Raw genomic sequence first — 19,043 nt, 5'->3', positions numbered from 1 at the left:
AAGAACCCCGTTGAGGGGAGTGAAATAGAACCTGAAACCGTCTGCGTACAAGCAGTGGGAGCTCCTTCGGGAGTGACTGCGTACCTTTTGTATAATGGGTCAGCGACTTACTTCTCAGTGGCAAGCTTAACCGAATAGGGGAGGCGTAGCGAAAGCGAGTCTTAAATGGGCGTTTGAGTCGCTGGGAGTAGACCCGAAACCGGGCGATCTACCCATGGCCAGGGTGAAGGCGCGGTAACACGCGCTGGAGGCCCGAACCGGGATCTGTTGAAAAAGATTCGGATGAGCTGTGGGTCGGAGTGAAAGGCTAATCAAGCTCGGAGATAGCTGGTTCTCCCCGAAAGCTATTTAGGTAGCGCCTCGTGGATAACTGCTGGGGGTAGAGCACTGTTTCGGCTAGGGGGCCATCCCGGCTTACCAAACCGATGCAAACTCCGAATACCAGTAAGTTCGACCACGGGAGACAGACGGCGGGTGCTAACGTCCGTCGTCAAGAGGGAAACAACCCAGACCGCCAGCTAAGGTCCCTAAATCATGGCTCAGTGGGAAACGATGTGGGAAGGCCCAGACAGCCAGGAGGTTGGCTTAGAAGCAGCCACCCTTTAAAGAAAGCGTAATAGCTCACTGGTCGAGTCGGCCTGCGCGGAAGATGTAACGGGGCTCAAGCCATGTACCGAAGCTGCGGATGCGTGTAAACGCATGGTAGGGGAGCGTTCTGTAAGTCTGCGAAGGTGTGCTGTCAGGCATGCTGGAGATATCAGAAGTGCGAATGCTGACATGAGTAACGACAAAGGGAGTGAGAGTCTCCCTCGCCGAAAGCCCAAGGTTTCCTGCGCAACGTTCATCGGCGCAGGGTGAGTCGGCCCCTAAGGCGAGGCCGAAAGGCGTAGTCGATGGGAAGCAGGTTAATATTCCTGCACCAGCTGTAACTGCGATGGGATGACGGAGAAGGCTAGGTCAGCCGGCCGATGGTAGTGCCGGTCCAAGCGAGTAGGGAGTGTCCTTAGGCAAATCCGGGGACACAATCCTGAGACGTGATGACGAGTTCCTACGGGAACGAAGTGATTGATGCCAAGCTTCCAGGAAAAGTCTCTAAGCTTCAGGTTACAGATGACCGTACCCCAAACCGACACAGGTGGGCAGGGTGAGAATCCCAAGGCGCTTGAGAGAACCCTGGTGAAGGAACTAGGCAAAATGGTACCGTAACTTCGGGAGAAGGTACGCCCTTGGTAAGTGAAGCGACTTGCTCGTGGAGCTGAAGAGGGTTGCAGTGACCAGGCCGCTGCGACTGTTTATTAAAAACACAGCACTCTGCAAACTCGTAAGAGGACGTATAGGGTGTGACGCCTGCCCGGTGCCGGAAGGTTAAGTGATGGGGTTATCTTCGGAGAAGCTCTTGATCGAAGCCCCGGTAAACGGCGGCCGTAACTATAACGGTCCTAAGGTAGCGAAATTCCTTGTCGGGTAAGTTCCGACCTGCACGAATGGCGTAACGATGGCGGCACTGTCTCCACCAGGGACTCAGTGAAATTGAAATCTCGGTCAAGATGCCGAGTACCCGCGGCTAGACGGAAAGACCCCGTGAACCTTTACTATAGCTTTGCACTGGACTTTGAACCTACTTGTGTAGGATAGGTGGGAGGCTTTGAAACAGTGGCGCCAGCTGCTGTGGAGCCAACCTTGAAATACCACCCTGGTATGTTCGGAGTTCTAACCTCGGTCCGTGATCCGGATCAGGGACAGTGCATGGTGGGTAGTTTGACTGGGGCGGTCTCCTCCCAAAGCGTAACGGAGGAGCACGAAGGTACCCTCAGCGCGGTCGGAAATCGCGCAATGAGTGCAAAGGCATAAGGGTGCTTGACTGCGAGACAGACACGTCGAGCAGGTACGAAAGTAGGTCTTAGTGATCCGGTGGTTCTGTATGGAAGGGCCATCGCTCAACGGATAAAAGGTACTCCGGGGATAACAGGCTGATACCGCCCAAGAGTTCATATCGACGGCGGTGTTTGGCACCTCGATGTCGGCTCATCACATCCTGGGGCTGAAGTCGGTCCCAAGGGTATGGCTGTTCGCCATTTAAAGTGGTACGCGAGCTGGGTTTAGAACGTCGTGAGACAGTTCGGTCCCTATCTGCCGTGGGCGTTGGAGACTTGAGGGAAGCTGCTCCTAGTACGAGAGGACCGGAGTGGACGTACCCCTGGTGTTCCGGTTGTCACGCCAGTGGCATTGCCGGGTAGCTATGTACGGACGGGATAACCGCTGAAAGCATCTAAGCGGGAAGCCCCTCCCAAGATGAGGTCTCCCTGGGCACTTGATGCCCCTGAAGGTCCGTCGAAGACCACGACGTTGATAGGCAGGATGTGGAAGCGCGGTAACGTGTGAAGCTAACCTGTACTAATTGACCGTGCGGCTTGACCATATAACACCCAAATGCGTTGCAGGGCATCGGCTCACGCAACTGCCGACAACGATCTGAACCGAATTGGTCCTGTCCGAGATGATCGGGCAAGACAAAGCAGTTTTCCTGGCGGCCATAGAGTCCTGGACCCACCTGATCCCATCCCGAACTCAGAAGTGAAACAGGACCTCGCCGATGATAGTGTGGGGCCTCCCCATGCGAAAGTAGGTCACTGCCAGGACCTTATCCCGAAACCCCCGAGCACTCCGTGTTCGGGGGTTTTACTTTGTGCGGCGGAAAAAGCCGTCAGCCGTCAGCCGTCAGCCGTCAGCCGTCAGCCGTCAGCCGCCAGCCGCCAGCCGCCAGCCGCCAGCCGCCAGCCGCCAGCCGCCAGCCGCCAGCCGCCAGCCGCCAGCCGCCAGGAAGTTTGAACCGCAAAGGCCCAAAGGGCGCGAAGAAGAGAAGGGCTTCCAGCGATCAGCGGCCAGCCGCCAGCTGACAGCCTCCAGTGATGGCCCTCGTCGGCGTTGGAGTCTTGCCTATCCAAACCCCTTTGCGTGCTTCGCGCCTTCGCGGTTCAATCTTCTGGCCGCTGGCCGCTGGCCGCTGGCCGCTGGCCGCTGGCCGCTGGCCGCTGGCCGCTGGCCGCTGGCCGCTGGCCGCTGGCCGCTGGCCGCTAGTCGTTGCTCCGTCTGAAGGTCGAGGGGTAGATGGCGGTGGCCATCCACTCGGGCATCTCTGGAGTGATGTCGCGTTGCAGCAAATAGCTGGTGGAGAAGATTTCGACACCGTCGCGCAGCTGGATCGTGCCGACGAAGCCTGAGACCCAGTGCCAAGAGGGGTCGGGGTCGCCCTCAAGGCTGCGCCAGCTCACCGAGAAGGCACAGCTGATCGAGTCACCGGCGGGCTCGGGATCGGCTACACCGACCACAGGGTAGACGCCGCTGGCACCGGTGTCGGAGCGATACTGACCGCGGAAGGTGCCGTCGGCGGCGATCGTGCCGATCTCCAGGGTGGAGCCGAACTCGTTGCGCCAGACCCCGCTCGCGCTGAGCGCCGCGCGGCGTGGCTGGGCGAGTGCGACCATGCGCTGACCGGCGGGGTTGGGGTCGAATACGAAGACGCTGTAGAGGCGGTCGAGAAACAGCGAACCAGCCACCAGCAGCTCGTCGGGCAGCCCTTCTAGATATTGCACCCCGACCTCCCAGCCGCCGTTGAGCGACATGAAGTAGTCCTTGGGTGCGAGCCGGTAGTTGGTGTCGCCGAGCTGCAGGCTCAGTTCGGGGTAGTCGGCGAACGCGGACGGGTCGTTCACCCGCAAGGGTCGACGGCCGCGATCGGTGATCGCCGAGAGCATCCGCGCGATGATGCCCCGTCCACCCTTGATGTAGGACGAGCCGGTGTCGAGTGCCAGCGGCAGTGCGCCGCCCAGGGTCTCGCCGCCGATCTGCAGCTGGTCCAGGCGTACCGTCCAGAGGTAGTTCAGCTCGCCACTGAGTGGGATCACCGGCAGCAGTTCGAGCGTGTCGGGGTCGAAGCGCTCGGGTTCGACCGCGCCCATCAGGCAGCGTCCTTCTCCACGTTCCGGGTCGAAACGGAAGGCAGCGATGGCGTGGTCGATCAACCCCTGTTTGCGCAACTGCTCGAGCAACGCGCTCGGAGTGTCGCAGGGGACTGCGGGGATGCCGAGCCCACCGTCGCAGGCCAGCCCGGCGAACTGTGCGCCGTCATAGCTGACACTGAGATAGATCCGCATCGCTTCGTCGAGCGCACACAGCTGGGTTTCCCCCGAGCAGGTGCGCTCGAGATGGCAGATGTCCTCGCCGAGTACCACGCACATCGCCCCCCAGGGGCCGAAGGGTACAGAGCTTGGTGGCTCGGCGCAGGCGCGGTAGCTGGTTGAGTGTTCGGGGCTGAAGGACTGGTGCACCTGACAGGCGTCACTGGCGCAGCAGCTGGCGGTGATCCAAGTGTTGAGGGTGCCAGTGTCGAGCATGAAGCGCAGTGGTTGCGGCGGGGTGCCGAGGCCGAGGGTGGCATACCACGGGGTCGCGCCATTGTCGGTCAGGGTGCCACGTCGCAGCGTGAAATCGACATGTGGCGTTTGCTGGGTAGCGTGCGCATCCATCCAGTTCAGCGCCGTGGTCGGGGTGAGTTCAAGATTCTCTGTCATGCGAGGGACTCCGGGGGCTGGTGATCGTGGGGCGGCGCGGGGGTGGCCAGATGCACTCGGTTGCGCCCCTGCTGTTTGGCGGTGTACAGCGCTTGGTCGGCTGCCTGGAACAGTGTCTTGGTGGTCGCGGCATCGGTGGGGTAGGTGGCCACGCCGAGGCTGATGGTGATGCTTATCGGGGCGTGTCCGGGAATCTGCATTGGGGTTCGAGCTACCTTCTCGCAGAGCCGCTCGGCCAGTTGCTGTGTGTCCCGGGTGTCGCTCTCGGGCAGTACGATTGCCAGTTCCTCGCCACCGTAGCGGGCGATGTAGTCGGCGGCCCGTACCTGTTCCTGGAGCAGGCCGGAGAGCTGACACAACACGGCATCGCCGGCAAGATGGCCGAAACGGTCGTTGACTGACTTGAAGTGGTCGACATCGATCCAGATCAGGCCGACTGTATGTTGGTAGCGATGGGCGCTAGCCAACTCGGCGTTGAGCTGCTGCTCGAGTTCGCGCCTGTTGTAGAGCCCGGTGAGTGGGTCGCGGATAGCCATCTGTTCGAGCGCTTGCTCCATGCGCTTGCGCTCGCTGATGTCGATGAGGATGCCCTCGAGGAAGTGAGTGCCGTCGATCTCGGCCGCCTGCCCCTGTTCCCAGACCCAGACATCGTGTCCGTCCTGGTGGCGGATGCGATATTCGATCGCGAAGGGTCGGCCTTCGGCCTGTGCGAGTGCGACCTCGCTGGCAACTTGCTCGCGGTCATCCTTGTGGATGATTGAGGCGAAGGAGAGGCGCTGGTTGTCGACGAAATCCTCGGGTTGATGGCCGGTGAGGCGTTGACACCCTTGGGAGACGAACTTCATCGTCCAGAGTGGTTCGTCATGACAGCGGTAGGCCATGCCGGGAAGGTTCGCCATCAGGGTGGCCAGCTGGCGCTCACGCTCGATCAGTGCCTTCTCGGCACACTTGTGTTCTGTGACATCGCGGCCAATGGCGATCAGGCCGTTGATCTTTCCCTGCTCGTCGTACAGGCGCCCGGAGTTCCAAGTAATGATCTTGATGGTGCCATCCTTGGCGTGGATACGACTCTCGAAGCCGCTGACCACCTGGTCACGAACCAGCATGTCGTCGACCCGCGAATAGACCCAGGCGCGGTAATCCGGATCAGGATAAAGCCACTCCCAGATCCGACGATGGTTCAGCACCTCCTCGCGTCCGTAACCGGTGATGCGTTCGGCGGCCTGATTCCAGACGGTTACCTGGCCGTGTTGGTCGAGAGTGTTGATCCAGACGTGTGCGTTGTCGATGATGCTTTCGCGGAACTGACTAAGTACGCGCAACTCGGTGCGCTGGGCTGCGTCCTGGAGCCGGTGCTCGCTATGGCGTTGGTGGTTGTGGCGCAGCAGCATGAGGAGTGCGAGCGCGCTGGCAAGGACGAAGACCAGATCCTTGCCGAGCTGAGCGTGACGCAATAGCTCGGAGTCCTGAATCCAGGCACCCAGCACCATGTCCGAGCAAAGGATCCAGGTCGCGCCGGCGATCGCATAGAGCAGCGCGACTGTGGATGCCTTGCAGTATCCGGCTTCCGGCCCCGGCGGTCGTGCCATCCCGTTTCCCTGCACAATAAAGGCGATCCGCTAACGATAACGGGATCCTGGGGGAGAGCGCCACCGTGCCTGTGGGTGCAAAGTGTGGACGAGCGCACGGCCAGAGGAGGTGGGGGCCTGTGCGATTGGTGTGGCATGTCCCCAGACAGGGGAAGGTACCGCGAGAGTGAGGGTGGTGGAGCCGAGGGGGATCGAACCCCTGACCTTCGCATTGCGAACGCGACGCTCTCCCAGCTGAGCTACGGCCCCCAAGTGATTGTCGATCGCGCCATCGTGGGACAATCGAGATGTGCACTCATTGTGCGCCCGATCCAGGGGCAAGGCAAGCCCCGTGGACGGAGCTTGCCTGCCGCCGTGGAGGTAGGATCAGGGCTGGAGAATCATCAGTTCGAGCACTGCCTTGCTGCCGAAGTAGGCGAGAATCAGCAGGGCGAAGCCGCCCAGCGTCCAGACGATCGCGGTGCGCCCCCGCCAGCCCTTGCGGAAGCGGCCGATCAGCAAGCCGCCGAACAGCAGCCAGGCGAGTACCGAGAGCACGGTTTTGTGTACTAGGTGCTGGGCGAACATGTCCTCGAGGAAAGCGAAGCCACTGAGCAGTGCCAGAGTGAGCAGGACGAAGCCGGCGCTGATCATCTCGAACAGCAGGCTCTCCATGGTCTGCAGCGGCGGCAGGGTGCGCACGAAGCCGCCGGGCTGACGACGGTGCAGGTGACGATCCTGGATGGCGAGCAGGATGGCTTGACCGGCAGCCAGGGTCAGCAGGCTGTAGGCCAGCATCGACAGCAGGACGTGGATCTTCAGCGCCCAGGAGGCGGTCGGGTGCATGAAGCTGACATCGGAGAAGATCGCCGAGAGCATCAGGGTCAGGGCCGCGACCGGCAGCAGGATCAATCCCAGGTTGTCGACCGGCTTGGTCAAGCTCGAGACCAACAGCAGTGCGATCACCGTCCAGGAAGTGAGCGCCAGGGCATTGTAGAAGCCGAGGTTGAGGCCGGCGTGGCTGAAGATGCTCTCCCACAGCAACCAGGCGTGCAGTGCCGAGCCGAGGAAGCCGATGCCGAGCGCGAGCATGCGCTGCGGGATCCAGCCATCCTTCGACTTGAACAGACGCAGCCCGATGAAGGCTGCGGCGACCAGGTAGCAGAGGGTGGCGGCGACGGAGAGAAGGGGATGGCTCATAGGTGATACATTCGCAGAAGGCGTTGGGACGAATACGGCGCAGCTGGTGACATCCTTGCCGGCCTATGGGTGGGCGGTTGCTGGAGCGCCTGATGCTGGCCCTGGGTGTGCCGGCGTCCGGTCGGGCGCGGGTCGTGCGGCGCGGCGCTGAGACCGGCGCCGCTGCTGCGCCGATCGGCGCTCGAATCTGTCGGCACGATGATGTGTTGCATGGTCCAATCATGCCCTCGTGATGGGGCGATTGACAACGACGCCGGCGGTGTTCTCGCCGCTGGCGGCAGCGGACGCGGGCGGGTCCGTACCCACGGAAGCGACCCGGTCTCGACGGGCTTGGGCGTCGGGGTGCGCTGTAGAGTCCGCCACGAGCGCTGCATTATACTCGCACGCTGAGCTGTAAGCCGTGGTGGCACGGGATTTTTCATCGCCCGCGCCTGGCGCGGCAAAGACTTCGAGGCTGAGCATGTTCGAGAATCTCCAGGACCGGTTCTCCGGTGTCCTGAACAACCTGCGTGGTCAGGGGCGCCTGACCGAAGACAACATCAAGGACGCGGTGCGCGAGGTGCGCATGGCCCTGCTCGAGGCCGATGTGGCGCTGCCGGTGGTGCGTCGCTTCGTCGAGGAGGTCCGTGACAAGGCGCTGGGTGAGGCTGTATCAAAGAGTCTGACCCCTGGCCAAGTGCTGATCAAGATCGTCAACGACGAACTGGTCGCGCTGATGGGCGAGGCCAACGAGTCGCTCGATCTCTCGGCGCAGCCGCCGGCGGTGGTGTTGATGGCCGGTCTGCAGGGCGCGGGTAAGACCACCAGTGTCGGCAAGCTCGCGCGCTGGTTGCAGGAGAAGCAGAAGAAGTCGGTGATGGTGGTCAGCTGTGACGTCTACCGCCCGGCGGCCATCGATCAGCTCGAGACCGTTGCCGGCGAGGTCGGCGCCGAGTTCTTCCCCAGCAGCGGCGATCAGGATCCGGTCGAGATCGCCACCGCCGCGCTCGCTCAGGCGCGCAAGCGCTTCAAGGACGTGCTGATCGTCGACACCGCCGGTCGGCTCCACGTCGACCCGGCGATGATGGATGAGATCAAGGCCGTCCACGCCGCGATCGATCCGGTCGAGACCCTGTTCGTGGTCGACGCCATGACCGGTCAGGATGCGGCCAACACCGCCAAGGCCTTCGACGAGGCGCTGCCGCTGACCGGCGTGGTGCTGACCAAAACCGATGGTGATGCGCGCGGTGGCGCGGCGCTGTCGATCCGCCAGATCACCGGCAAGCCGATCAAGTTCCTCGGCACTGGAGAGCGCTCGACTGCGCTCGAGCCCTTCCACCCCGACCGTGTCGCCTCGCGCATCCTCGGTATGGGCGACGTGGTCTCGCTGGTCGAGGAGGTCCAGTCCAAGGTCGACCAGGACAAGGCCGAGAAACTGGTGCGCAAGCTCAAGAAGGGCAAGGACTTCGACCTCGCCGACTTCAAGGAGCAGCTCGACCAAATGGTCAAGATGGGGGGCATGATGGGGCTGATGGACAAGCTCCCGGGGATGAACCAGGTCCCCGATCACCTCAAGGACAAGGCCAGCGACAAGGAGCTGGGCAAGCTGGTCGCCATCATCAACTCGATGACCCCGCACGAGCGTCGCTTCCCGGCGTTGATCAAGGGCTCGCGCAAGCGGCGCATCGCCGCCGGTTCGGGGACCCAGGTGCAGGACGTGAACAAGCTGCTCAAGCAGTTCACCCAGATGCAGAAGATGATGAAGAAGATGAAGGGCGGCGGCATGGCCAAGATGATGCGCGCCATGCAGGGGCGGATGCCCGGTGGCTTCCCCGGCGGCGGCGGTGGCTTCCCACCCGGTGGCATGCCTCCGGGGGGCGGCTTCCCGATGTAGTCGCTGCAGGCCGGGGCGATGGGCTCGCCCCGGTCTGTGCCAGAGGGCTGGCACGAAAAAAGGGGTCTTGCAAAGGCAAGACCCCTTTTTCATGAAGGTGGCGCTCCCTAGGGGATTCGAACCCCTGTTACCGGCGTGAGAGGCCGACGTCCTAACCACTAGACGAAGGGAGCGGCGCAGCAAAGAAGCGCGTATTATACCGGGATCAGGTAAGAGTACAAGCGTCTGTTACCATTCTTCTTCCAACCGGCGGCGTCGCGTCCCGAAGTCCCGTCCGGGACCGTCACGCGGCCCCCGCCCAGCGCCCAAGGAATGCGCCCATAACGGTGATGCAGGAATCCGATAACGACATCACGCGGACCCCGTCCGCGACGACGCCCCTGATTGTGCCGCGTCCCGAGCACGGGATCTCGCGCGCCAACATCAGCGCCAATGCGCTCAAGGTGCTGTACCGGCTCAAGCAGGAGAACTTTCAGGCCCATCTCGTCGGCGGCGGGGTGCGCGACCTGTTGCTCGGACACGAGCCCAAAGACTTCGATGTGGCTACCGACGCCACGCCCGAGCAAGTCCGTCAGGTCTTTCGCAACTGCCGGCTGATCGGTCGCCGCTTCCGTCTGGCGCATGTGCATTTCGGTCGCGACATCATCGAGGTGGCCACCTTCCGTGGCAACGGCGAGAGCGAGGCGGAGGAGGGCGAGCGCTGTGTCGAGAACGGCATGATCGTTCGCGACAACGCCTATGGCACCATCGCTGAGGATGCCCTGCGACGCGACTTCACCATCAACGCGCTCTACTACAACATCCAGGACTTCTCGCTGATCGACTACGCCGATGGCCTGGCCGATCTGCGTGCCGGCAAGCTGCGTCTGATTGGTGATCCGGAACAGCGCTATCGCGAGGATCCGGTGCGGATGCTGCGTGCGGTGCGCTTTGCCTGCAAGCTCGGCTTCAGCATCGAGGAGGCCACCGAGCGCCCCCTGTTCGAACTCGGTCACCTGCTTGACGGGGTGCCGGCGGCCCGACTCTTCGACGAGCTGATCAAGCTCTTCCACGCCGGCTACGGACTCGACGTCTTCGAGAAGCTGCGTCATTATGGCCTCTTCGCGCTGCTCTTCCCGGATACCGAGGCGGCGCTCGCGTGCGAGGACCATGATTTCCCGATCACCCTGGTCAGCCGCGGTCTCGCCAACACCGACGCGCGCATCCAGGCAGGCAAGCCGGTCACCCCGGCGTTCCTGTTCGCCGTCCTGTTGTGGGAGCCGGTGCGCGCGGGGGTCGAGCGGATGGTCGCCGAGGGCATGCAGATCAACGAGGCGATGACCCAGGTCAGCGCCGAGGTCTGTGTCCGTCAGCAGTCGCGGGTGGCGGTCCCCAAGCGCTTCTCACTGCCGATGCGCGAGATCTGGGCACTGCAGCCGCGATTCGAGCAGCGCGAGGGCAAGCGCCCGTTCCGGCTGCTGACCCATCCGCGGTTCCGTGCTGCCTACGATTTCCTGCTGCTACGTGCCGAGGCCGGCGAGGTCGATCGGGAGCTGGCCGAGTGGTGGACCCGTTTCCAGGATGCCAGTGGTCAGGAGCGGGCGAGCATGGTCGAGGGTGGCGCGCGCCGTCGCCGCCCACGGCGTCGGCGTCGGCGCAAGTCGGGTGCCGCCAGCAGCAATGGTGGGGGCGAGTCGAGCGCCGGTGCGGCCAAGGGCGCGCAGTAACGCCGCCGCCCTGGTCTTTCCTTATTCCGAAGTATCTAGACCCCGGAGTCGCCGATGTCCGCTTCACCGACCACTGTCGCCTCGCTCGCCGCCATGAAGGGACGCGGCGAGCGGATCGCCGTCCTCACCTGCTATGACGCCACCTTCGCCCGATTGCTCGACGAGGCCGGGGTCGAGGTGATGCTGGTGGGGGATTCTCTGGGGATGGTGCTACAGGGGCACCCGACCACGGTCCCAGTCACCCTCGACCAGATGGTCTACCACACCGCCTGTGTCACCCGGGGCGCCTCCCGCGCACTGGTGGTCGCGGACCTGCCGTTCATGGCCTATGCCACCCCCGAGCGCGCCCTCGAGAGCGCCTCGCGCCTGATGCAGGAGGGCGGGGCGCAGATGGTCAAGCTCGAGGGCGGTGAGCCCTATCTCGATATCGTGCGCCAACTGGTCGCGCAGGGCGCGCCGGTGTGCGCCCATCTCGGACTGCAGCCGCAATCGGTCAACCAGCTCGGTGGCTATCGCTTCCAGGGGCGTGACCATGCCTCGGCCGAGCGTATCCGCCACGACGCGCTGGCGATGCAGGATGCCGGCGCCTCGCTACTGGTGCTCGAGTGCGTGCCCCAGGCGCTCGCCGGCGAGATCGCCCGCACCCTGAGCATCCCGGTGATCGGCATCGGCGCCGGGGCCGAGTGCGACGGCCAGGTGCTGGTGCTGCAGGACATGCTTGGACTCAACCCGGGGCGCGCGCCCCGCTTCAGTCGCGATTTCATGGTCACCGGCGGTTCGGTGCGCGATGCCGTCGAGGCCTATGTCGCGGCGGTGCGCGAGGGCAGCTTCCCGAGCGCCCCCGAGATCGCCTACTAGGTCCACGTACTCGTGGACCCGAGACGCGAGCGGAATCCGATTCGCTTGCGCCTCGCGCCGTCGTCCGGCAGCCGAGCAGCGGCGCCGGCCTCGGTCGCTTCCTGACCCCGACCTCTGCGCTCGGGGCCGGCAGCCTTCAGTGCTGCGGGTGGGCACCGCTCCGCGCGGTGTCCGTGTCGTCCAGTGGACATTGCCGAATGTCGCGGCGAGCGCGGCGTCGATGACCGATCATTGCCCGATCGGTGCGGCGGCGTGTCGTGGCGTCTCGCGGGCCCGATCCCGGGTCCCGTACACCGATCTGAACCAACCGAGAGATCAATGGAGCGTATCGAGCATCTTCCCAATCTGCGTGCGCGTCTGGCCGAGTGGCGCGCCGCCGGTGAGCGCATCGCCCTGGTGCCGACCATGGGCAATCTGCACCAGGGCCATCTGACCCTGGTGCGCGCGGCGGCCGAGCGTGCCGACCGGGTGGTGGCGAGCATCTTCGTCAACCCGCTGCAGTTCGGTCCCGGCGAGGACCTCGATGCCTATCCGCGGACCCCGGATGCCGATCGTGACAAGCTTGCCGCGGGCGGCTGCGACCTGCTCTTCGCGCCGGCGGTGGAGACCATCTATCCCAACGGCCAGACGGGGCAGACCCGGGTCGAGGTGCCGGGGATCTCGGCGCTGTTCTGTGGCGCCAGCCGTCCCGGTCATTTCGTCGGCGTGGCAACCATCGTCTGCAAGCTGTTCAACATGGTGCAGCCCGACGTGGCGGTGTTCGGCGAGAAGGACTTCCAGCAGCTGCTGGTGATCCGGCGCATGGTCGAGGACCTGTCGATCCCGGTGGCGATCCACGGCGTCGAGACCGTGCGCGAGCCCGACGGGCTGGCACGCAGCTCGCGCAATGCCTATCTCACCGCCGCCGAGCGTGAGCGCGCGCCGGCACTCAACCGGGTGCTTGACGAGGCCGCTGCGGCAGTGCGCGCCGGTCGTCCGTTCGTCGAACTCGAGCTGGCGGCCTGCCGGGCGCTCGAGGCCGAGGGCTTTGCGCCCGAGTACTTCAAGGTTTGTCGTGCCGCCGATCTGGCGTCGCCGGAGGCCGACGAGCGCGATCTGGTGATCCTTGCCGCCGCGCGGCTGGGACGGGCGCGACTGATCGACAACCGCCGGGTGCGTCGCTGATTCAATGCGCCCGGGGCGTTCGGTCAGGCCGTCTCCGGGCGCGGCGCGTGTCCGATGCTGCGTCGCAGCAGGGGACGCGCTAGACTAGCCTGGTCATCACATCGAATGTCCGCCGTCGGACGACGGCCGACCTGGCCCCGCTGGGGTCCATCAGAGGATTGGATACATGCATTTGACCTTGCTGAAGTGCAAGCTGCATCGCGCTTGCGTGACGCACTCGGAGCTGGACTACGAGGGCTCCTGCGCCATCGACGACGAGCTGCTGGCGCTGGCCGGGATCCGCGAGTACGAGCAGATCCAGATCTACAACGTCACCAACGGTGAGCGCTTCACCACCTATGCGATCCGTGCCGAGGCCGGCTCGCGGGTGATCTCGGTCAACGGTGCGGCGGCGCACAAGGCCGCGCCCGGTGATCGGGTGATCGTCTGCGCCTTCGCCGCCATGACCGAGGCCGAGGCCGACGCCCACAAGCCGGCGCTGGTCTATCTCGACGAGCGCAACCAGGTGCTGCGCACCGGTGATGCCATCCCCGCCCAGGCCGCCTGAGTCTGGACGCCCGGTTCAGGCCGACAGCGCGTCGGCCTGGGCCTGCCTTTCCTCCAGCGCCGCTTCGTAGAGCCGTAGATAGCGCTGCGCGCTGGCCTCCCAGCTGAAGTCCTGCATCATCCCGGTGGTGGCGAGTCTGCGCCAGTGTTCTGGCTGTTCGCGATAGAGACGGCGGGCCTGATCGACCGCGGCGTGCAGCTCCTCGGGACGCGAGCGCTCGAACAGGAAGCCGGTGGCAGTACCCGCGGCGAGCGTCTCGGCATCGACCGGGGTGATGGTGTCGGCCAGACCTCCGGTGCGATGGGCGATCGGCGGGGTGCCGTAGCGTAGGCTGTAGAGCTGGTTGAGCCCGCAGGGCTCGAAGCGCGAGGGCATCAGGAAGCTGTCGCAGCCGGCCTCGACACGGTGCGCGCGCATCTCGTCATAACCGATGAGCACGCCGACCTGGCGCGGATAGGTCCTGGCGACCTCGTGCAGCGCCTGTTCGGTGTGACGATCGCCGACACCCTGCAGTACCACCTGCACGTTCGCGTCCTGCAGCAGCTCGGGCAGGATGGCGAGGATCAGGTCCACTCCCTTCTGCTCGACCAGCCGCCCGACATAGCCGAGCAGGAAGGCCTCCTCGTGACGCGGCAGGCCGAACTCGCGCTGTAGTTTGAGCTTGTTCTCGGTCTTCAGCCCGAAGTGCTCGGCGTCGAACTGTTGCAGGATCATCGGATCGGTCTGCGGATCCCACACCCCATAGTCGATGCCGTTGAGGATGCCGCTGAAGCGTCCGCCGAGCTGGCGCAGCAGCCCGTCGAGCCCGCAGCCGAAGCGCGGGGTGCGGATCTCATCGGCATAGGTCGGACTGACGGTGTTGACCCGGTCGGAGAAGACGATGCCGCCCTTGATGAAGGACATGCGCTCATGGAACTCGATCCCGGCGACGTTCCACAGCGCCGCAGGCAGGCCGATGCGGTCGAAGGTGGCGCGATCGAACAGCCCCTGGTAGGCAAGGTTGTGGATGGTGAAGACGGTGGCCGGGCGCTCGGGCAGGTCGTGCATCAGCGCCGGGGTGAGTCCGGTCTGCCAGTCGTTGGCATGCAGCACCTCGGGACGCCAGCCCACCGCCGGCAGCCCCATGGCCAGTTGTGCCAGGGTGCGGCAGAACAGCAGGAAGCGCTCGGGGTTGTCGCCCCAGTCGCGACCGCTGATGTCGGTATAGGGGCTGCCCTCGCGGTGGAAGTAGTCCGGGGCGTCGACCAGATAGACGGGCAGACCGTGGTCCGGGTGCAGGCCCTCGACGATGCGCACGCTGGTGCGCGCGCCGGGGACGCGCAGCTCGCAACGCGTCTTCGGCTCAAGCAGCTGACGCAGCGCGCTCGGATAGCCCGGCATGATCAGCCGTGCGTCGTGACCGAGCTGGCGCAGCGCCGCCGGCAGGCTCGCGGCCACGTCGGCTAGGCCGCCGGTCTTGATCAGCGGGTGCGCCTCGCTGCTCGCCACGAGGATGCGTAGCCCGTCCGGGTCCGGCAGGGCAGGGGAGATCGGGGGAACGGGGAGTTCCATGAACGGTCCTTGGGCTACGGGCGTCGCGGCGGGAGGTGCCGGGCCCGGCTTGGCAATAGGGTGACAGCCTTCAAATTATCATATTTGTGCACCAGCGAGATAATCTGCCCATGATCGAACCCTGCATCCTGTTGATCTTCGGGGCCACCGGCAATCTGGTCGAGCACAAGCTGTTGCCCGCGCTCTATGGGCTGGAGGCGGCCGGGCGGCTGCATCCGGCGACCCGGGTGATCGGCGTCGGTCGTCGCCCCTGGAGCGATCAGGCGTGGCGCGAGCGGGTCGACGCTGCGCTGTCCGAGCGCCGAGTCTGTGAGGGCCCGGTGCTGCAGCGTCTGCTCGAGCGACTGCACTTCGTCACCGGCGATCTCGAACGCGCGGAGGACTTCGAGCGGCTGGCCGAACGGCTGCGTGTGCTGCCCGAGGCCCCGGACAACCTGCTGAGCTATCTGGCGATCGCCCCCGAGTTCCACGCCGGGGTCGCTGCGCGGCTCGCCGCCGCCGGGCTCGCCAGCCGCGCCGGCGGCTGGTCGCGACTGGTGGTGGAGAAGCCCTTCGGGCTCGATCTGGAGGGCGCGCGGCTGCTCGAGCGGCGCCTGCGCGAGGCCTTCCCGGGCGAGGAGATCTATCGCATCGATCACTATCTGGGCAAGAGCACGGTGCAGAACGTGCTCGTGTTCCGCTTCGCCAACCTGTTGCTCGAGCCGCTGTGGAATCGCAACTATATCGACCATGTGCAGATCTCCCACGCCGAGTCCCAGGGAATCGGCGCGCGCGCCGGCTTTTACGACGGGGTTGGTGCGCTGCGCGACATGATCCAGAGCCATCTGCTGCAGCTGCTTACCCTGGTGGCGATGGAACCGCCGGCGAGCCTCGATGCCGATGCGCTGCGCGACGAGAAGGTGAAGGTGCTGCGCTCGATCCGGCCGATCGCCCGCGAGGCCGTCCATGCCCACGCGCTGCGCGCCCAGTATGGCGCGGGACGGGTCGGTGATACGACGGTGTCGGGCTATCGCGACGAGCCCGGGGTAGCGGCTGAGAGCACCACCGAGACCTATGCCGCGCTCAAGCTCTATATCGACAACTGGCGCTGGCGTAACGTCCCTTTCTTCCTGCGTACCGGCAAGCGGATGGCGAGCGGCGAGTCGCTGATCGCCATCCGCTTCAAGCACCCGCCTCAGCAGCTCTTCCAGCACACCGCGATCGAGCGGCTGCGGCCGAACTGGCTGCTGCTCGGCATCCAGCCGCACGAGTGCATGCGCATCGAGCTGCAGGTCAAGCGCCCGGGACTGGAGCTGCGTACCCAGACCGAGCGGCTCGACGCCAGCAGCTGTGGCCTGCCGCCGGATCATATCGACGCCTACGAGGCGCTGATCCTCGATGCCATCAGCGGCGATCGCACCCACTTCCTGCGCGCCGACGAGGTCGAGTGGGCGTGGCGGGTGATTGACCCGGTGCTCAAGCGCTGGGCGGTCGAGCGCGACTTCATCCACACCTATGCCGCCGGCTCCTGGGGCCCGCCCGAGGCCAGCCGCCTGTTCGACCGCGACGACCAGGACTGGCGTAATGCGCTTGCCGGGTGAGGGCTGGGATCTCGGCTACCAGCCACCGGCCGCCAGCCATCAGCCACCAGCAGCCAGCCACCAGTGGTCAGCCGCCAGCCATCAGCGGTCAGCCGCCAGTCATCAGCCACCAGCCACCAGCGGTCAGCTGCCAGTCATCAGCCGCCAGCCGCCAGTGGTCAGCCATCAGCCACCAGCAGCCAGCCACCAGCAGCCAGTCACCCGCGATCAGCTGCCAGTCAGCAGCCACCCGCGCCAGCCATCGGCCAACGGTCGCCAGCGGGATCAGCCGCGGCGGTGTCCGCACCCCCATCCGGCGACCCACCGACGGGCGTGCATTCTGGACGCCCGTGGTTGAGAGTAGGCTGCGACTGGTAGCTGGTAGCTGGTAGCTGGTAGCTGGTAGCTGGTAGCTGATCGCTGGAAGCTTCTCCCCCTTCGCGACCTTCGCGGCTTTGCGGTTCAATCATCCTGGCCGCTGGCCGCTGGCCGCTGGCCGCTGGCCGCTGGCCGCTGGCCGCTGGCCGCTGGCCGCTGGCCGCCCGACATCGGGTCGTCATCGTGATCCGAGTATGCTGTCGCGGTGTGGTCGCCGGGGCGCGTGCTGTCGCCGCGGTCGACCGTCCATTCTCACGTTCGCAAGGAGAGTCTGCATGTCGATGATCAGTCACACCCCGCAATGGCAGGCGTTGCAGCAGCACTGGGAGGAGATGCGCGAGCACCATCTGCGCACCCTGTTCGCGCGCGATCCCGATCGTGCCGAGCGGATGCGGCTGTCGGTCGCCGGCCTGCACCTGGACTATTCCAAGAACCTGCTCACCGACGAGACCCTGCGCCTGCTGCTGGAGCTGGCGCGTGCGGCCGACCTGTCCGGTTGGCAGACGCGTCTCTACGACGGCGAGCCGATCAATGTCACCGAGCAGCGCGCGGTACTGCACATGGCGCTGCGCAACCGCAGCAACCGGCCGATGGTGGTCGATGGCGAGGACGTGATGCCGCTGGTCAACGGCGTGCTCGCGCGTATCGAGCGCTTTGTCGGCGAGGTGCGCTCGGGGGCCTGGACCGGGCATACCGGGCGGCGCATCAGCGATGTGGTCAATATCGGCATCGGCGGCTCCAACCTCGGGCCGAAGATGGTGTGCGCCGCGCTCTCGCCCTATTGCAGCGATCAGCTGCGGGTGCACTTCGTCTCCAACGTCGATGCCACCCATCTGGTCGAGACGCTGCGCGGGCTCGACCCGGAGACGACGCTGTTCGTGATCGCCTCCAAGACCTTCTCCACCCAGGAGACCATGACCAACGCGGCGAGTGCGCGCGACTGGTTGCTTGCGGCGCTCGACGATTCGGGCGCGGTGGCACGCCACTTCGTCGCCGTCTCCACCAACACCGAGCGGGTATCGGCCTTCGGCATCGATACCGCCAACATGTTCGAGTTCTGGGACTGGGTCGGCGGGCGCTATTCGCTGTGGTCGGCGATCGGGCTGCCGATCGCGCTGGCGGTCGGCTTCGAGCGCTTCGTCGAGCTGCTCGAGGGCGCGCACGCGATCGACGAGCATCACCGTACCGCGCCGCTCGAGCGCAACATGCCGGTGCTGCTCGGGCTGATCGGGGTGTGGTATGCCAACTTCGCCGGGGCGCGCACCCACGCGGTGCTGCCCTACGATCAGTCGCTGCGGCTGTTGCCCGCCTACCTCCAGCAGGGCGACATGGAGAGCAACGGCAAGCGGGTCGGACGCGACGGCGAGACCCTCGAGCACACCACCGGCCCGGTGGTCTGGGGCGAGCCCGGTACCGATGGCCAGCATGCCTTCTATCAGTTGATCCACCAGGGCACCCAGCTGATCCCGGCCGACTTCATCGGTGCCGCGCGCAGCCATCACGAACTCGGCGATCATCATGACAAGCTGATGGCCAACTGTTTCGCCCAGACCGAGGCGTTGATGCGTGGACGCACCCTGGATGAGGCGCGCGCCGAACTGCGCGCCGCCGGACTCTCCGACGAGCGGGTCGAGGCGCTCGCCCCGCATCGCGTCTTCCCCGGTAACCGCCCGACCAACACCCTGCTGATGGAGCGGCTGACCCCCTTCACCCTGGGCGCGTTGATCGCTCTCTACGAGCACCGCATCTTCACCCAGGGAGTGATCTGGGGGATCAACTCCTTTGATCAGTGGGGGGTCGAGCTGGGCAAGCAGCTCGCCGGGGTGATCCTCGGCGAACTCGAGGGCGGGAGCGCGGGCGAGGGTCATGACGCCTCGACCTGTGCACTACTCGAGACCTATCTGCATCTGCGCGGTGCAGTCGGGAGGGGGCGCTGAGGGCTCGCCGGGGGGGAGTGATCGGGCGCCGGCGCGTTGAATCGCGTGGGGTGTCGCCCAACCTTCTCCTCTAAGGTGGTGGTCGCGGAGCGCCCGGTGGCGGGGAGGCTTCGCCCCGATTGCGATCATCC

General features: G+C 65.2%; 12 protein-coding genes, 2 tRNA genes and 2 rRNA genes (1 of these 16 running past the window's edge). 9 read left to right on the top strand and 7 right to left on the bottom strand.

The genetic code is table 11. The annotated features are described in order from the left end of the window. Positions 1-2,419: ribosomal RNA gene (locus MARPU_RS14850) — 23S ribosomal RNA — on the top strand (it extends 467 nt beyond the left edge of the window). A 104-nt stretch (positions 2,420-2,523) separates the two neighbouring features. Beyond that, positions 2,524-2,639: ribosomal RNA gene (gene rrf / locus MARPU_RS14845) — 5S ribosomal RNA — on the top strand. A 435-nt stretch (positions 2,640-3,074) separates the two neighbouring features. Here rrf and MARPU_RS14840 read toward each other — a convergent pair. The 4 genes from MARPU_RS14840 to MARPU_RS14825 all read right to left on the bottom strand — a co-directional run bounded on the left by MARPU_RS14840 (position 3,075) and on the right by MARPU_RS14825 (position 7,339). Further along, entirely contained in the window at positions 3,075-4,571 is a 1,497-nt protein-coding gene (locus MARPU_RS14840) for an avidin/streptavidin family protein (RefSeq protein ID WP_005223961.1), read from the bottom strand. After that, a complete protein-coding gene (locus MARPU_RS16845) occupies positions 4,568-6,160 on the bottom strand; it encodes a sensor domain-containing diguanylate cyclase (RefSeq protein WP_005223962.1) in 1,593 nt (530 codons plus the stop codon). Before MARPU_RS16845 ends, MARPU_RS14840 begins: the two co-directional genes overlap by 4 nt. A 173-nt stretch (positions 6,161-6,333) precedes the next feature. Further along, positions 6,334-6,409, bottom strand: a tRNA-Ala gene (locus tag MARPU_RS14830). Positions 6,410-6,526: 117 nt separating this feature from the next. After that, entirely contained in the window at positions 6,527-7,339 is an 813-nt protein-coding gene (locus MARPU_RS14825) for a cytochrome C assembly family protein (protein ID WP_005223963.1), read from the bottom strand. Positions 7,340-7,799: 460 nt separating this feature from the next. Between MARPU_RS14825 and ffh the strand changes: the two genes are divergently transcribed. Beyond that, positions 7,800-9,212 (top strand): signal recognition particle protein, encoded by a 1,413-nt coding sequence (ffh, locus tag MARPU_RS14820; protein ID WP_005223964.1) that lies wholly within the window; start codon positions 7,800-7,802, stop codon positions 9,210-9,212. A 98-nt stretch (positions 9,213-9,310) separates the two neighbouring features. Here ffh and MARPU_RS14815 read toward each other — a convergent pair. Continuing rightward, positions 9,311-9,385, bottom strand: a tRNA-Glu gene (locus MARPU_RS14815). Positions 9,386-9,541: 156 nt separating this feature from the next. Here MARPU_RS14815 and pcnB point away from each other — a divergent pair. The 4 genes from pcnB to panD all read left to right on the top strand — a co-directional run bounded on the left by pcnB (position 9,542) and on the right by panD (position 13,487). Then, complete coding sequence (gene pcnB, locus MARPU_RS14810) at positions 9,542-10,918, top strand: polynucleotide adenylyltransferase PcnB (protein WP_005223965.1); 1,377 nt, start codon at positions 9,542-9,544, stop codon at positions 10,916-10,918. A 54-nt stretch (positions 10,919-10,972) separates the two neighbouring features. After that, positions 10,973-11,776, top strand: coding sequence for a 3-methyl-2-oxobutanoate hydroxymethyltransferase (panB, locus tag MARPU_RS14805; protein WP_005223966.1), 804 nt, complete (start codon positions 10,973-10,975; stop codon positions 11,774-11,776). Between the two features lie 318 nt (positions 11,777-12,094). Then, entirely contained in the window at positions 12,095-12,940 is an 846-nt protein-coding gene (gene panC / locus MARPU_RS14800; protein WP_005223967.1) for a pantoate--beta-alanine ligase, read from the top strand. Between the two features lie 166 nt (positions 12,941-13,106). Beyond that, positions 13,107-13,487 carry an aspartate 1-decarboxylase gene (gene panD / locus MARPU_RS14795; protein WP_005223968.1) on the top strand — a complete coding sequence of 127 codons (381 nt, stop codon included), beginning with the start codon at positions 13,107-13,109 and terminating at the stop codon, positions 13,485-13,487. Positions 13,488-13,502: 15 nt separating this feature from the next. On the opposite strand, the gene glgA is transcribed toward panD, so the two are convergent. After that, a complete protein-coding gene (gene glgA / locus MARPU_RS14790; RefSeq protein WP_005223969.1) occupies positions 13,503-15,038 on the bottom strand; it encodes a glycogen synthase GlgA in 1,536 nt (511 codons plus the stop codon). 110 nt (positions 15,039-15,148) lie between these two features. Here glgA and zwf point away from each other — a divergent pair, with 110 nt between their 5' ends. Further along, a complete protein-coding gene (gene zwf, locus MARPU_RS14785; protein ID WP_005223970.1) occupies positions 15,149-16,618 on the top strand; it encodes a glucose-6-phosphate dehydrogenase in 1,470 nt (489 codons plus the stop codon). Between the two features lie 88 nt (positions 16,619-16,706). Here zwf and MARPU_RS17765 read toward each other — a convergent pair whose 3' ends face one another. Next, the gene (locus MARPU_RS17765) at positions 16,707-17,063 is read right to left on the bottom strand and encodes a hypothetical protein (RefSeq protein WP_156929291.1); all 357 of its coding nucleotides are present in this window, start codon (positions 17,061-17,063) and stop codon (positions 16,707-16,709) included. Between the two features lie 187 nt (positions 17,064-17,250). Here MARPU_RS17765 and pgi point away from each other — a divergent pair, with 187 nt between their 5' ends. After that, positions 17,251-18,912: a glucose-6-phosphate isomerase gene (gene pgi, locus MARPU_RS14775; RefSeq protein WP_005223971.1), complete on the top strand. Its 1,662-nt coding sequence runs from the start codon at positions 17,251-17,253 to the stop codon at positions 18,910-18,912. Positions 18,913-19,043 lie beyond the last annotated feature (131 nt).

It is taken from the genome of Marichromatium purpuratum 984, from assembly GCF_000224005.2.
Classification (GTDB): Bacteria; Pseudomonadota; Gammaproteobacteria; order Chromatiales; family Chromatiaceae; genus Marichromatium; species Marichromatium purpuratum.
The sequence above is the reverse complement of the archived record's forward strand: the minus strand, read 5'-3'. Positions and strand labels throughout refer to the sequence as shown.

What these genes read in the sequence shown, in the direction of transcription:
- MARPU_RS14840 (WP_005223961.1), bottom strand. Translation starts at nt 4,571, where the DNA reads ATGACAGAGAATCTTGAACTCACCCCGACCACGGCGCTGAACTGGATG.
- panB (WP_005223966.1), top strand. Translation starts at nt 10,973, where the DNA reads ATGTCCGCTTCACCGACCACTGTCGCCTCGCTCGCCGCCATGAAGGGA.
- pgi (WP_005223971.1), top strand. Translation starts at nt 17,251, where the DNA reads ATGTCGATGATCAGTCACACCCCGCAATGGCAGGCGTTGCAGCAGCAC.
- ffh (WP_005223964.1), top strand. Translation starts at nt 7,800, where the DNA reads ATGTTCGAGAATCTCCAGGACCGGTTCTCCGGTGTCCTGAACAACCTG.
- MARPU_RS16845 (WP_005223962.1), bottom strand. Translation starts at nt 6,160, where the DNA reads ATGGCACGACCGCCGGGGCCGGAAGCCGGATACTGCAAGGCATCCACA.
- zwf (WP_005223970.1), top strand. Translation starts at nt 15,149, where the DNA reads ATGATCGAACCCTGCATCCTGTTGATCTTCGGGGCCACCGGCAATCTG.
- pcnB (WP_005223965.1), top strand. Translation starts at nt 9,542, where the DNA reads ATGCAGGAATCCGATAACGACATCACGCGGACCCCGTCCGCGACGACG.
- MARPU_RS14825 (WP_005223963.1), bottom strand. Translation starts at nt 7,339, where the DNA reads ATGAGCCATCCCCTTCTCTCCGTCGCCGCCACCCTCTGCTACCTGGTC.
- glgA (WP_005223969.1), bottom strand. Translation starts at nt 15,038, where the DNA reads ATGGAACTCCCCGTTCCCCCGATCTCCCCTGCCCTGCCGGACCCGGAC.
- panC (WP_005223967.1), top strand. Translation starts at nt 12,095, where the DNA reads ATGGAGCGTATCGAGCATCTTCCCAATCTGCGTGCGCGTCTGGCCGAG.
- panD (WP_005223968.1), top strand. Translation starts at nt 13,107, where the DNA reads ATGCATTTGACCTTGCTGAAGTGCAAGCTGCATCGCGCTTGCGTGACG.